This is a genomic window from Kosakonia sp. S57 (genome assembly GCF_016516575.1).
Taxonomy (GTDB): domain Bacteria; phylum Pseudomonadota; class Gammaproteobacteria; order Enterobacterales; family Enterobacteriaceae; genus Kosakonia; species Kosakonia cowanii.
On record NZ_JACVUL010000008.1, the window covers coordinates 110532 to 124545 of the forward strand.

The window sequence follows — 14014 nt, forward strand, 5'->3', positions numbered from 1 at the left end:
TCATGGCAGATTACCAGGGTAAAAAAGTCGTCATTATCGGTTTAGGCCTGACGGGCCTTTCCTGCGTGGACTTTTTCCTCGCGCGCGGCGTCACGCCTAAGGTGATGGATACCCGCACGTCGCCGCCGGGGCTGGATAAGCTGCCGGAAACGGTCGAGCGCCATCTTGGTAGTCTTAACGATAACTGGTTGCAGAGCGCCGATCTGATTGTCGCCAGCCCCGGTATGGCGCTGGCGCATCCGTCGCTCAGTGCGGCAGCGGACGCGGGCGTTGAGATTGTCGGCGATATCGAGCTCTTCTGCCGTGAAGCGCAGGCACCGATCATCGCCATTACCGGTTCGAACGGCAAAAGCACCGTCACCAAACTGGTCGGTGAGATGGCGGAAGCGGCCGGTAAAAATGTTGGCGTCGGCGGCAATATCGGCCTGCCAGCGCTGATGCTGCTGGACGACGCACGCGAGCTGTATGTGCTGGAACTCTCCAGCTTCCAGCTGGAAACCACCTCCAGCCTGCACGCCGTGGCGGCAACCATCCTTAACGTCACTGAAGATCATATGGATCGCTATCCGTTTGGCCTGCAGCAGTACCGCGCCGCCAAACTGCGTATCTATGAAAACGCCAAAGTGTGCGTGGTCAATGCCGATGACGCTCTGACCATGCCGGTTCGCGGTGCCGATGAGCGCTGCGTCAGCTTTGGCGTTGACGTTGGTGACTATCACCTCAACCGCCAGCAGGGCGAAATCTGGCTGCGGGTAAAAGGTGAGAAGGTGCTGAACGTCAAAGAGATGAAACTGAGCGGCCAGCACAACTACACCAACGCGCTGGCGGCGCTGGCGCTGGCGGATGCGGCAGGTTTACCGCGCGCCAGCAGCCTGAAAGCGCTGACCACTTTTGGCGGGCTGGCGCACCGCTTCCAGCTGGCGTTTGAGCATAACGGCGTGCGCTGGATCAACGACTCGAAAGCGACCAACGTCGGCAGCACCGAAGCGGCGCTTAATGGTTTGCAGGTGGAAGGGACGCTGCATCTGCTGCTGGGCGGCGACGGCAAATCGGCGGACTTCACGCCGCTGAAGCGCTATCTCGGCGGCGATCGTATTCGCCTCTACTGCTTCGGGCGCGATGGCGCTGAGCTGGCTGCGCTGCGCCCGGATGTGGCTGAGCAGACAGAAACTATGGATCAGGCGATGCGCTTAATTGCCGCGCGCGTGCAGCCAGGCGATATGGTGCTGTTGTCGCCGGCCTGTGCCAGCCTCGATCAGTTTAAGAATTTCGAACAACGGGGCGACCAGTTCACCCGTCTGGCGCAGGAGTTAGGCTAATGCGTTTAACGCTTCCCCGCCCGAGAATGCCGCGTCTGCCAGGTTATGGGATCCTGGCGTGGCTGTTTGCGGCATTGAAAGGCTGGGTCATGGGCTCGCGACAGAAAGATACCGACAGCCTGGTGATGTACGACCGCACGCTGCTGTGGTTGACGCTCGGCCTGGCGGCGATCGGCTTCATTATGGTGACCTCGGCGTCAATGCCGGTCGGTCAGCGTTTGACGGACGATCCCTTCTTCTTCGCTAAACGTCACGGGCTCTATCTGTTCCTGTCGTTCTGTATGGCGATGATCACGCTGCGCCTGCCGATGGAGTTCTGGCAGAAGTACAGCTCGGTAATGCTGATTGCGGCGATCATTATGCTGTTAGTGGTGCTGGTGGTGGGGAGTTCGATCAACGGTGCATCGCGCTGGATTGACCTTGGCATCATGCGCTTCCAGCCGGCGGAGTTCACCAAGCTATCGCTCTTCTGCTACCTGGCGAACTACCTGGTGCGAAAAGTGGACGAGGTGCGTAATAACCTGCGCGGCTTCTTAAAACCGATGGGCGTGATCCTCGTACTGGCGGTCCTGCTGCTGGCGCAGCCTGACCTCGGTACGGTGGTGGTGCTGTTTATTACTACGCTGGCGATGCTGTTCCTCGCGGGTGCGAAGCTGTGGCAGTTCATCGCCATTATCGGCATGGGTATCTCGGCAGTGGTGCTGCTGATCCTCGCCGAACCCTATCGTATTCGCCGCGTAACCTCCTTCTGGAACCCGTGGGAAGATCCGTTCGGCAGCGGATATCAGTTAACTCAGTCGCTGATGGCGTTTGGCCGCGGCGAGCTGTGGGGGCAGGGGCTCGGCAACTCGGTGCAGAAGCTGGAGTATCTGCCGGAAGCGCATACCGACTTTATCTTCTCCATCATCGGCGAAGAACTCGGTTATATCGGTGTGGTAGCCGCACTTTTAATGGTATTCTTCGTCGCTTTCCGCGCCATGTCCATTGGCAGAAAAGCGCTGGAGATTGACCACCGCTTCTCCGGTTTCCTTGCCTGCTCCATAGGTATCTGGTTTAGCTTCCAGGCGCTGGTTAACGTCGGTGCGGCAGCCGGTATGCTGCCGACCAAAGGCTTAACCCTGCCGCTGATCAGTTACGGCGGCTCCAGTTTATTGATTATGTCGACGGCGATTACGCTGTTGCTACGGATAGATTATGAAACGCGTCTGAAGAAAGCTCAGGCGTTTACACGAGGTGTGTGATGAGTGGTCAACCTAAGCGGTTAATGGTGATGGCAGGCGGAACCGGCGGGCATGTTTTCCCCGGTCTCGCCGTGGCGCACCATTTGATGGATCAGGGCTGGCAAGTACGCTGGCTCGGAACCGCGGATCGTATGGAGGCTGACCTGGTGCCGAAACATGGCATTGATATCGACTTCATCCGCATCTCCGGCCTGCGCGGCAAAGGGCTGAAAGCGCTGCTGTTCGCGCCGGTGCGTATCTTTAATGCCTGGCGTCAGGCGCGCGACATTATGAAGCGCTTCAAACCGGACGTGGTGCTGGGCATGGGCGGGTATGTTTCCGGCCCCGGCGGTCTTGCCGCCTGGTCGCTCGGCATTCCGGTTGTCCTGCATGAGCAGAACGGTATTGCCGGTTTGACCAACAAGTGGCTGGCGAAGATCGCCACCAAAGTGATGCAGGCGTTTCCCGGCGCATTTCCCAAAGCGGAAGTGGTGGGGAACCCGGTACGCGTCGATGTGCTGGCGCTGCCGCTGCCGCAAATGCGCCTGCCGGGCCGCGAAGGACCCATTCGCGTGCTGGTAGTTGGCGGCTCGCAGGGCGCGCGCGTGCTGAACCAGACCATGCCGCAGGTGGCGGCTAAACTGGGCGCGGCGATCACCATCTGGCATCAGAGTGGTAAAGGCGCGCAGCAGGATGTCGAGCAGGCATATGCCACTGCGGGTCAGGCGCAGCATAAAGTTACTGAATTTATTGACGATATGGCTAAAGCCTATGCGTGGGCGGATGTGGTCGTTTGCCGCTCCGGCGCGCTGACGGTAAGCGAAATCGCCGCTGCCGGTCTGCCAGCGCTGTTTGTGCCGTTCCAGCACAAAGACAGACAGCAGTACTGGAATGCCCTGCCGCTGGAGAAAGTGGGCGCGGCGAAGATCCTCGAACAGCCGCAGTTTACCGTTGATGCTGTGGCAGCAACGCTTGCGGGCTGGGATCGTGAAGCATTAAGAGAGATGGCGGAACGCGCACGCGCGGCAGCTATCCCCGACGCCACCGAACGGGTGGCGCATGAAGTGAGCCTTGCGGCTCAAGGGTAAATCGTGGCGACGCCTGTTTGCGTCGCGCCAATTTTTTAGAAGTTGATGGCGTTTAGAAAATGAATACACAAGAACTTGCGAAACTGCGTTTAATCGTGCCCGAGATGCGTCGCGTCCGGCACATTCACTTCGTTGGCATCGGCGGTGCTGGCATGGGCGGTATTGCCGAAGTGCTGGCCAACGAAGGCTACCAGATTAGCGGTTCTGATTTAGCGCCAAACCCGGTGACGCAGCAGCTGACGTCCCTTGGTGCCACCATCTACTTTAACCATCGCCCGGAAAATGTGCTCGATGCGAGCGTTGTTGTGGTCTCCAGCGCCATCTCTGCCGATAACCCAGAGATTGTTGCCGCGCAGGAAGCGCGTATCCCGGTGATCCGCCGCGCGGAGATGCTGGCTGAATTAATGCGTTTTCGTCACGGCATCGCTATCGCCGGGACGCACGGAAAAACGACCACCACCGCCATGGTCTCCAGTATCTACGCAGAAGCGGGTCTGGATCCGACCTTCGTTAACGGCGGGCTGGTAAAAGCGGCCGGTGTGCATGCGCGCCTGGGCCATAGCCGTTATCTGATTGCCGAAGCGGATGAGAGCGATGCCTCCTTCCTGCACCTGCAACCGATGGTGGCGATTGTGACCAATATCGAAGCCGACCATATGGATACGTACCAGGGTGACTTCGAGAATTTGAAAACGACCTTTATCAACTTCCTGCACAACCTGCCGTTTTATGGCCGTGCGGTGATGTGTGTTGATGACCCGGTGATTCGCGAGCTGTTGCCGCGCGTTGGTCGTCAAATTACCACCTATGGATTTAGCGACGACGCCGATGTGCGCGTTGAAGAGTACCGCCAGCAGGGGCCGCAGGGCCACTTTACGCTGGTGCGCCAGGATAAACCGGCGCTGCGCGTGACGCTCAATGCGCCGGGTCGCCACAATGCGCTTAATGCCGCAGCGGCGGTGGCCGTGGCGACGGAAGAGGGGATTGATGACGAGGCGATTCTGCGCGCGCTGGAGAGTTTCCAGGGCACCGGTCGCCGCTTTGATTTCCTCGGCGAGTTTCCGCTGGAAGCGGTGAATGGCAACAGCGGCAGTGCGATGCTGGTCGATGATTACGGTCACCATCCGACGGAAGTGGACGCCACGATCAAAGCCGCGCGCGCCGGCTGGCCGGATAAAAATCTGGTGATGATTTTCCAGCCGCACCGCTACACGCGTACCCGCGATCTCTATGACGATTTCGCCAACGTGCTGACGCAGGTGGATAAGCTGCTGATGCTGGAAGTTTATGCCGCGGGCGAAACGGCGATCCCGGGTGCTGACAGCCGTTCGCTGTGCCGCACGATCCGCGGTCGCGGCAAGATCGACCCGATCCTGGTCTCCGATCCGGATCAGGTGGCAGCGATGCTGGCCCCGGTGCTGACCGGTAACGATCTGATTCTGATTCAGGGCGCAGGTAATATCGGTAAGATCGCCCGTAGCCTCGCGCAGTGCAAACTGGTTCCGCAGAGCGAGGAGGTGCAGCGTGGCTGAGAAAGTTGCCGTTCTGCTGGGTGGTACCTCTGCCGAGCGCGATGTGTCGCTTAATTCAGGCGCGGCTGTGCTTGCCGGGCTGCGTGAAGGTGGTGTTGACGCCCATGCCATCGATCCGCGCGAGGTTGATGTAACCCGCCTGAAAGAGATGGGCTTTAGTAAAGCGTTTATCGCGCTGCATGGCCGCGGCGGTGAAGATGGCACGTTGCAGGGGCTGTTGGAACTGACCGGCGTTCCTTACACCGGCAGCGGCGTGATGGCCTCTGCGATTTCAATGGATAAACTGCGCAGCAAACTGCTGTGGCAGGGCGCGGGTTTACCGGTTGCGCCGTGGGTTGCGCTGACGCGCGGCGAGTTTGAATCAGGCCTGCAAGTGCCTGATATTCAAAGTATTGAAGCGTTGGGCTTGCCCCTGATCGTTAAGCCAAGCCGTGAAGGCTCAAGCGTCGGGATGTCAAAGGTCAATGAAAGTAGCGATCTGCAGGCGGCTTTAGCGCTTGCTTTTCAACACGATGATGAAGTTCTGATCGAAAAATGGCTCAGTGGCCCGGAATTTACCGTCGCGTTGCTTGGAAATGAAATTTTACCGTCGATTCGCATTCAACCGGCGGGAATCTTCTATGATTATGAGGCGAAGTATCTCTCTGATGAGACGAAGTATTTCTGTCCATCAGGTCTGGAAGCAGAGCGGGAAGCTGCTTTACAGGCGCTGATCGCCAAAGCGTGGCAGGTTTTAGGCTGCCGCGGCTGGGGGCGAATCGATGCCATGCTCGACAGGGATGGTCAATTTTACTTGCTGGAAGCGAATACCTCGCCGGGTATGACCAGCCACAGCCTGGTGCCGATGGCGGCGCGTCAGGCGGGGCTGAGCTTTACCCAGCTTGTTGTTCGTATTCTGGAACTGGCGGAGTGATATGTCTCAGGCTGCGCTGAACACGCGAAATCGCGAAGCGGAGGCGGTAACGACCTCCCGCCGCAACAATGGAACGCGCCTTGCCGGCATTGTGTTCCTGTTGACGGTACTGTGCACCGTGTTGGTGAGTGGCTGGATTGTGCTCGGCTGGATGGATGACGCGCAGCGGTTACCGCTGTCGAAGCTGGTGTTAACCGGCGATCGTCACTACACGCGCAATGATGATATTCGCCAGTCCATTCTGGCACTTGGCGCACCCGGGACCTTTATGTCCCAGGACGTCAATATCATCCAGAGCCAGATTGAGCGCCTGCCGTGGATCAAGCAGGCGAGCGTAAGAAAGCAGTGGCCGGACGAATTGAAGATTCATCTGGTTGAATATGTGCCCATAGCGCGGTGGAATGACCAGCATATGGTTGATGCGGACGGCAACGCCTTTAGCGTACCGGCGGAACGCACCAGCAAGCAGATATTGCCGATGCTGTATGGCCCGGAAGGCAGCGAAAATGAAGTGCTGCAGGGTTACCGCGATATGGGACAGGTGCTGGCAAAGGATAAGTTCACGCTGAAAGAAGCGGCGATGACCGCGCGGCGCTCCTGGCAGGTGACGTTGAGCAATGATATCAAGCTAAACCTGGGCCGTGGCGATACGATGAAACGTCTGGCGCGCTTTGTTGAACTCTACCCGGTGCTGCAGCAGCAGGCCCAGACGGATGGCAAAGAGATAAGCTACGTGGATTTGCGCTATGACTCAGGCGCGGCGGTAGGCTGGAAGCCTGCCCCTGTACAGGAACAAGCGGATCAGCAGCAAAATCAGGCACAACAGAATCAGGCACAGGCAGAGCAACAATGATCAAGGCGACGGACAGAAAACTGGTAGTTGGACTGGAGATTGGCACCGCGAAGGTCGCCGCTTTAGTAGGGGAAGTTCTGCCCGACGGTATTGTTAATATCATTGGCGTAGGCAGTTGCCCATCCCGTGGGATGGACAAAGGCGGAGTGAACGATCTGGAGTCGGTGGTGAAGTGCGTACAGCGCGCCATCGATCAGGCTGAACTGATGGCCGATTGCCAGATCTCCTCGGTCTACCTTGCGCTCTCGGGGAAACACATTAGTTGCCAGAACGAAATTGGTATGGTGCCGATTTCAGAAGAAGAAGTGACGCTGGAAGATGTGGAAAACGTGGTGCATACCGCGAAATCAGTTCGCGTACGCGATGAACACCGCGTGCTGCACGTGATTCCGCAGGAGTACGCCATTGACTACCAGGAGGGCATTAAAAACCCGGTAGGCCTTTCCGGCGTGCGTATGCAGGCGAAAGTACACCTGATTACTTGCCATAACGATATGGCGAAAAACATCGTTAAAGCCGTTGAACGATGTGGTTTGAAAGTTGACCAACTTATCTTTGCCGGGCTGGCCTCCAGCTACTCGGTGTTGACGGAAGATGAACGCGAACTGGGCGTCTGCGTCGTTGACATCGGCGGTGGTACAATGGACATGGCCGTTTATACCGGCGGCGCGCTGCGCCACACCAAAGTGATCCCTTACGCGGGGAATGTGGTAACCAGCGATATCGCCTACGCCTTCGGCACACCGCCGAGCGATGCGGAAGCGATTAAAGTTCGCCACGGTTGCGCGCTGGGATCGCTGGTCGGTAAAGATGAGAGCGTTGAAGTACCGAGCGTGGGCGGTCGACCGCCGCGCAGCCTGCAGCGCCAGACGCTGGCAGATGTGATTGAGCCGCGCTATACCGAGCTGCTCAACCTGGTCAACGACGAGATATTGCAGTTGCAGGAGCAGCTTCGCCAGCAGGGCGTGAAACATCATCTTGCGGCGGGGATTGTATTAACCGGCGGCGCGGCGCAGATTGAAGGTCTGGCGGCCTGCGCGCAACGTGTGTTCCATACGCAGGTGCGTATTGGCGCACCGCTCAATATTACTGGCTTAACTGATTACGCCCAGGAGCCGTATTACTCTACGGCGGTTGGGTTGCTGCACTACGGGAAAGAGACCCATTTAAGTGGTGAAGCGGAAGTGGAAAAGCGGACGTCAGTCGGTTCGTGGTTCAAACGAATCAACAGCTGGCTGCGAAAAGAGTTTTAATTTTTTTCAGAGACCGTAGAAAATTAGCGGTTTCAGGCGACAGGCACATACGCCAATCCTGATAAGCGGCCCACGGGCTGCCCGGTGGATGAGGCGTAAAGACGGAGAGAGATTATGTTTGAACCAATGGAATTAACCAACGACGCGGTGATTAAAGTCATCGGCGTCGGTGGCGGCGGCGGTAATGCCGTAGAGCATATGGTGCGCGAGCGCATCGAAGGGGTTGAGTTCTTCGCGGTGAATACCGACGCCCAGGCGTTGCGTAAGACGGCGGTAGGGCAGACCATTCAGATCGGTGGCGGTATCACCAAAGGTCTGGGCGCAGGGGCTAACCCTGAAGTCGGTCGTAATGCGGCTGAAGAAGATCGTGAAGCGCTGCGCGCTGCGCTGGAAGGCGCTGACATGGTCTTTATCGCAGCGGGCATGGGTGGCGGTACCGGTACCGGTGCAGCGCCTGTGGTAGCTGAAGTCGCTAAAGACTTAGGCATTCTGACCGTTGCGGTGGTGACCAAGCCGTTCAACTTTGAAGGCAAGAAGCGCATGGCCTTTGCAGAGCAGGGTATTACCGAGCTCTCAAAACATGTCGATTCCCTGATCACTATCCCGAACGACAAGCTGCTGAAAGTGCTGGGTCGCGGTATCTCTCTGCTTGACGCGTTCGGCGCGGCAAACGACGTGCTGAAAGGCGCGGTGCAGGGTATCGCCGAGCTGATTACCCGTCCGGGTCTGATGAACGTCGACTTCGCCGACGTGCGCACCGTGATGTCCGAAATGGGCTACGCGATGATGGGCTCCGGTGTAGCAAGCGGTGAAGATCGTGCGGAAGAAGCGGCAGAAATGGCGATCTCCAGCCCGCTGCTGGAAGATATCGACCTCTCTGGCGCACGTGGTGTGCTGGTTAACATCACAGCCGGCTTCGACCTGCGTCTGGATGAGTTCGAGACCGTTGGTAACACCATTCGTGCGTTCGCTTCTGATAACGCGACGGTGGTAATCGGTACCTCTCTCGACCCGGATATGAACGACGAACTGCGCGTGACCGTTGTTGCCACCGGTATCGGTATGGACAAGCGTCCTGAGATCACTCTGGTAACCAACAAGCAGGCGCAGCAGCCGGTAATGGATCGCTACCAGCAGCACGGCATGCAGCCGATGCAGCAGGAGCAGAAGCCGGCGAAAGTGGTTAATGACAATACGCCGCAGACCACAAAAGAGCCCGATTATCTGGATATTCCGGCGTTTCTGCGTAAGCAGGCGGACTAAGAATTTACTGGAAGTTGGGCATGTTCGCTCTTTGTGCTAAACTGGCCCACCCATTGTGTTATACAATTTGGTTGGATTGGTAATAAGGCGAGATTATACGATGATCAAACAAAGGACTCTTAAACGTATCGTTCAGGCGACTGGTGTCGGTTTACATACCGGCAAGAAAGTCACACTGACGTTGCGCCCTGCGCCGGCAAATACCGGGGTCATCTATCGTCGCACTGACTTAAATCCACCGGTAGACTTTCCGGCTGATGCTAAATCTGTGCGTGATACTATGCTCTGTACTTGTCTGGTCAACGAGCATGACGTGCGGATTTCCACCGTCGAGCACTTAAATGCGGCTCTGGCGGGGCTGGGTATCGACAACATTATTGTCGAAGTCGATGCACCGGAAATTCCAATTATGGATGGCAGTGCAGCACCGTTCGTATACCTGTTGCTTGACGCAGGTGTCGAGGAGCTGAACAGCGCCAAGAAATTCGTTCGCATCAAAGAGACGGTGCGCGTTGAAGATGGCGATAAGTGGGCCGAGTTCAAACCGCATAACGGTTTTACGCTCGATTTCACCATCGACTTCAACCACCCGGCGATTGATGCCAGCACGCAACGCTACGCGATGAACTTCTCTGCCGATGCATTTATGCGCCAGATTAGCCGTGCGCGTACCTTCGGTTTCATGCGTGATATCGAATACCTTCAGTCCCGCGGCCTGTGCCTGGGCGGAAGCTTCGATTGTGCCATCGTAGTTGACGATTATCGCGTACTGAACGAAGACGGCCTGCGTTTCGAAGATGAATTCGTGCGCCACAAAATGCTCGATGCAATCGGCGACCTCTTTATGTGTGGTCACAACATTATCGGTGCGTTTACCGCTTATAAATCCGGTCATGCGCTGAACAACAAACTTCTGCAGGCTGTTCTGGCAAAACAGGAAGCCTGGGAATATGTGACCTTCGAAGACGAAGCTGAACTGCCGCTGGCATTCAAAGCACCTTCAATGGTTCTGGCATAACGCCATAACCTAAAAAATCGACTGGTTAACCTGGCACTCTCTCCGGTCAGGGGAACCAGTCGTTTTTCTTTTTGCGCGCCGCAAAATCCTCTCTTTACGACTAATCTTTCCGAAAATCTTTTCAACGCTGCGATCCTGCGTTTGATTGCTGCTTTCCTCGCCAGTTTTCACGCGCGTCAGGCCTGTTTCCTGCTGTGTGGCGGCGGCATTAGTGATAAGATTTGGGCGCAATCGACTTTCATAGACGCAACATCATGGACGCGTCTTTTTTGGTGGAGCAAGTGAGCGGAATACTGACGCGTTGGCGACAATTTGGCAGACGCTATTTCTGGCCGCATCTCTTATTAGGGATGGTCGCGGCGAGTTTTGGCTTGCCCGCGCTTGCCAGTAATACCGAAACCCACGCCACGCGCGAAACGACGCGCAATCACGCTTCGGCAACCACGGCGAATTTTACCAGCCTCGCGCTGCTGGAAGCGAAACGCCGCCCGAACTTCACCGTCGATTACTGGCATCAGCACGCCATCCGCACCGTTATTCGTCATCTTTCGTTCGCCATGGCACCGCAAACGCTGGCCGCCGCAACGGAAGAGCCTTTGCCGATTCAGGCACACCATCTTGCCCTTCTTGATACGCTAAGCGCGCTGCTTAACGTTGAAAGCAAGCCGCCGACGATTGTACGCCTTGCGGATCGCCTCTCTTTTACACCATTCGCGACGTTCAGTGTCTCGAACTGGATTAGCCAGGCGCAGGGTATCCGCGCCGGGCCATACTCCCTCAGCTAAAAAAAGCCCTATTCATCCATTTTTTCGCTTCGCTGAGCGGAGTATCAGAGATTTTTATCATGCTAAATTTGTTAACAAAAGTATTCGGTAGCCGCAACGATCGTACGCTGCGCCGTATGCGTAAAACCGTCAACCAGATTAATGCCATGGAACCGGCCCTTGAGAAGCTCAGCGATGATGAGCTGAAAGGGAAGACGGTAGAGTTCCGCGCGCGTCTTGAGAAGGGCGAAAGCGTTGACTCCCTGCTGCCGGAAGCCTTTGCGGTGGTACGCGAAGCCAGTAAACGCGTCTTCGGCATGCGCCACTTTGATGTGCAGCTGCTTGGCGGCATGGTGCTTAACGATCGCTGTATCGCCGAGATGCGCACCGGTGAAGGTAAAACCCTGACCGCAACCCTGCCGGCCTACCTCAACGCGTTGAGCGGCAAAGGCGTGCACGTGGTTACCGTCAACGACTATCTGGCGCAGCGTGACGCCGAAAACAACCGTCCGCTGTTTGAATTCCTCGGCCTGAACGTCGGCATCAACCTGCCGGGCATGCCGTCTGTCGCTAAACGCGAAGCTTATGCCGCCGATATCACCTACGGCACCAACAACGAATATGGCTTCGATTACCTGCGCGACAATATGGCGTTCAGCCCCGAAGAGCGCGTTCAGCGTAAGCTGCACTATGCGCTGGTGGATGAGGTGGACTCCATCCTGATCGATGAGGCGCGTACGCCGCTTATCATCTCCGGTCCGGCGGAAGATAGCTCCGATCTCTACAAAAAAGTAAACAAAATCATTCCTCACCTGGTGCGCCAGGAGAAAGAGGACTCTGACACCTTCCAGGGCGAAGGCCACTTCTCTGTCGACGAGAAAGCGCGTCAGGTTACCCTGACCGAGCGCGGTCTGGTGCTGATTGAAGAGCTGCTGGTGAAAGAGGGCATCATGGAGGAGGGTGAGTCGCTTTACTCCCCGACCAACATCATGCTGATGCATCACGTTACCGCCGCGCTGCGTGCCCATGTGCTCTTTACCCGCGATGTTGATTACATCGTGAAAGAGGGTGAAGTAATCATCGTTGATGAGCACACCGGTCGTACAATGCAGGGCCGCCGCTGGTCCGATGGCCTGCACCAGGCCGTTGAAGCCAAAGAGGGCGTTGAGATCCAGAACGAAAACCAGACCCTGGCCTCCATCACCTTCCAGAACTACTTCCGTCTGTATGAAAAACTGGCCGGTATGACCGGTACCGCAGATACCGAAGCGTTCGAATTTAGCTCCATCTACAAGCTCGATACCGTGGTTGTGCCGACAAACCGCCCGATGATCCGTAAAGATATGGCGGATCTGGTCTATATGACCGAAGCGGAAAAAATCCAGGCGATCATCGAAGATATCAAAGAGCGTACCGCCAATGGTCAGCCGGTGCTGGTCGGTACCATCTCGATTGAAAAATCAGAAGTGGTATCGAATGAGTTAACCAAAGCGGGCATCAAACATAACGTTCTGAACGCCAAATTCCACGCCAAAGAAGCTGATATCGTGGCGCAGGCCGGTTATCCGGGCGCGGTCACTATCGCCACTAACATGGCGGGCCGTGGTACCGATATCGTGCTGGGCGGCAGCTGGCAGTCTGAACTGGCCGAGCTGGTCGATCCGACCCCTGAGCAGGTTGCAGAGCTGAAAGCCGAGTGGCAGAAACGCCACGACGCGGTGCTGGCATCAGGTGGTCTGCACATTATTGGTACCGAGCGCCACGAATCGCGCCGTATCGATAACCAGCTGCGCGGTCGTTCCGGTCGTCAGGGCGATGCGGGTTCTTCCCGTTTCTACCTCTCGATGGAAGATGCGCTGATGCGTATTTTCGCCTCCGATCGCGTCTCCGGCATGATGCGTAAGCTTGGCATGAAGCCGGGCGAAGCGATTGAGCACCCGTGGGTGACAAAAGCGATTGCCAACGCGCAGCGTAAAGTGGAAAGCCGCAACTTCGACATCCGTAAGCAGCTGCTGGAATATGATGATGTGGCGAACGATCAGCGTCGCGCAATCTACACCCAGCGTAACGAGCTGCTGGATGTGACCGACGTGAGCGAAACCATCAACAGCATTCGTGAAGATGTCTTCAAAGCGACCATCGACGGGCATATTCCGCCGCAGTCTCTGGAAGAGATGTGGGATATTCCTGGCCTGCAGGAGCGTCTGAAAAACGATTTCGACCTCGAGCTGCCGATTGCGGAGTGGCTGGATAAAGAGCCGAACCTGCATGAGGAGACGCTGCGTGAGCGTATTCTGCAGAGCGCGGTAGAGACCTACCAGCGTAAAGAGGAAGTGGTCGGCGCGGAGATGATGCGTCACTTCGAAAAAGGCGTCATGCTGCAAACCCTCGACTCTCTGTGGAAAGAGCACCTGGCGGCGATGGATTATCTGCGTCAGGGGATCCATCTGCGCGGTTACGCGCAAAAAGATCCGAAGCAGGAGTACAAGCGTGAATCCTTCGCCATGTTCGCCGCGATGCTGGAGTCGCTGAAGTATGAAGTGATCAGCACCCTGAGCAAGGTGCAGGTGCGCATGCCGGAAGAAGTGGAAGCGATGGAGCAGCAGCGCCGCGAAGAGGCAGAGCGTCTGGCACAGATGCAGCAGCTAAGCCATCAGGACGATGAAGCCGCTGCCGCCGCTGCACTTGCCGATCAATCCGGCGAGCGCAAAGTCGGCCGGAACGATCCTTGCCCGTGCGGTTCTGGTAAGAAATATAAACAGTGCCATGGCCGTCTCGCATAACGGCTAAT

11 protein-coding genes are annotated in these 14014 nt (G+C 56.9%); all 11 read left to right on the forward strand.

Features of this window, described 5'->3' with window-relative positions:
• Positions 1 to 2: 2 nt before the first annotated feature.
• The 11 genes from murD (at position 3) to secA (ending at position 14006) form a co-directional block, all read left to right on the forward strand.
• Positions 3 to 1319, forward strand: coding sequence for a UDP-N-acetylmuramoyl-L-alanine--D-glutamate ligase (murD, locus tag IAE48_RS09900; protein ID WP_124969807.1), 1317 nt, complete (start codon positions 3 to 5; stop codon positions 1317 to 1319).
• Positions 1319 to 2560, forward strand: a complete 1242-nt coding sequence (gene ftsW, locus IAE48_RS09905) for a cell division protein FtsW (RefSeq protein WP_054802800.1) — start codon at positions 1319 to 1321, stop codon at positions 2558 to 2560. The genes murD and ftsW overlap by 1 nt, the downstream gene beginning before the upstream one ends.
• Complete coding sequence (gene murG, locus IAE48_RS09910; protein WP_200134239.1) at positions 2560 to 3627, forward strand: undecaprenyldiphospho-muramoylpentapeptide beta-N-acetylglucosaminyltransferase; 1068 nt, start codon at positions 2560 to 2562, stop codon at positions 3625 to 3627. The genes ftsW and murG overlap by 1 nt, the downstream gene beginning before the upstream one ends.
• Positions 3628 to 3686: 59 nt before the next feature.
• Entirely contained in the window at positions 3687 to 5159 is a 1473-nt protein-coding gene (gene murC, locus IAE48_RS09915) for a UDP-N-acetylmuramate--L-alanine ligase (RefSeq protein ID WP_042718388.1), read from the forward strand.
• A complete protein-coding gene (locus IAE48_RS09920; protein ID WP_200134240.1) occupies positions 5152 to 6072 on the forward strand; it encodes a D-alanine--D-alanine ligase in 921 nt (306 codons plus the stop codon). Before murC ends, IAE48_RS09920 begins: the two co-directional genes overlap by 8 nt.
• Before the next feature lies 1 nt (position 6073).
• A complete protein-coding gene (gene ftsQ / locus IAE48_RS09925; RefSeq protein ID WP_042718391.1) occupies positions 6074 to 6925 on the forward strand; it encodes a cell division protein FtsQ in 852 nt (283 codons plus the stop codon).
• Entirely contained in the window at positions 6922 to 8178 is a 1257-nt protein-coding gene (gene ftsA / locus IAE48_RS09930; protein ID WP_023480191.1) for a cell division protein FtsA, read from the forward strand. The genes ftsQ and ftsA overlap by 4 nt, the downstream gene beginning before the upstream one ends.
• A gap of 114 nt (positions 8179 to 8292) precedes the next feature.
• Positions 8293 to 9441, forward strand: coding sequence for a cell division protein FtsZ (ftsZ, locus tag IAE48_RS09935; protein ID WP_007373153.1), 1149 nt, complete (start codon positions 8293 to 8295; stop codon positions 9439 to 9441).
• Positions 9442 to 9541: 100 nt separating this feature from the next.
• Positions 9542 to 10459 carry a UDP-3-O-acyl-N-acetylglucosamine deacetylase gene (gene lpxC, locus IAE48_RS09940; RefSeq protein ID WP_023480366.1) on the forward strand — a complete coding sequence of 306 codons (918 nt, stop codon included), beginning with the start codon at positions 9542 to 9544 and terminating at the stop codon, positions 10457 to 10459.
• A 281-nt stretch (positions 10460 to 10740) separates the two neighbouring features.
• A complete protein-coding gene (secM, locus tag IAE48_RS09945; RefSeq protein WP_200134241.1) occupies positions 10741 to 11244 on the forward strand; it encodes a secA translation cis-regulator SecM in 504 nt (167 codons plus the stop codon).
• Between the two features lie 56 nt (positions 11245 to 11300).
• Complete coding sequence (gene secA / locus IAE48_RS09950) at positions 11301 to 14006, forward strand: preprotein translocase subunit SecA (protein WP_200134278.1); 2706 nt, start codon at positions 11301 to 11303, stop codon at positions 14004 to 14006.
• Positions 14007 to 14014: the final 8 nt, after the last annotated feature.

Excerpts from the sequence above, each read along its gene's own strand:
- murD (WP_124969807.1), top strand. The coding sequence starts at position 3 with ATGGCAGATTACCAGGGTAAAAAAGTCGTCATTATCGGTTTAGGCCTG.
- ftsW (WP_054802800.1), top strand. The coding sequence starts at position 1,319 with ATGCGTTTAACGCTTCCCCGCCCGAGAATGCCGCGTCTGCCAGGTTAT.
- murG (WP_200134239.1), top strand. The coding sequence starts at position 2,560 with ATGAGTGGTCAACCTAAGCGGTTAATGGTGATGGCAGGCGGAACCGGC.
- murC (WP_042718388.1), top strand. The coding sequence starts at position 3,687 with ATGAATACACAAGAACTTGCGAAACTGCGTTTAATCGTGCCCGAGATG.
- ftsQ (WP_042718391.1), top strand. The coding sequence starts at position 6,074 with ATGTCTCAGGCTGCGCTGAACACGCGAAATCGCGAAGCGGAGGCGGTA.
- ftsA (WP_023480191.1), top strand. The coding sequence starts at position 6,922 with ATGATCAAGGCGACGGACAGAAAACTGGTAGTTGGACTGGAGATTGGC.
- ftsZ (WP_007373153.1), top strand. The coding sequence starts at position 8,293 with ATGTTTGAACCAATGGAATTAACCAACGACGCGGTGATTAAAGTCATC.
- lpxC (WP_023480366.1), top strand. The coding sequence starts at position 9,542 with ATGATCAAACAAAGGACTCTTAAACGTATCGTTCAGGCGACTGGTGTC.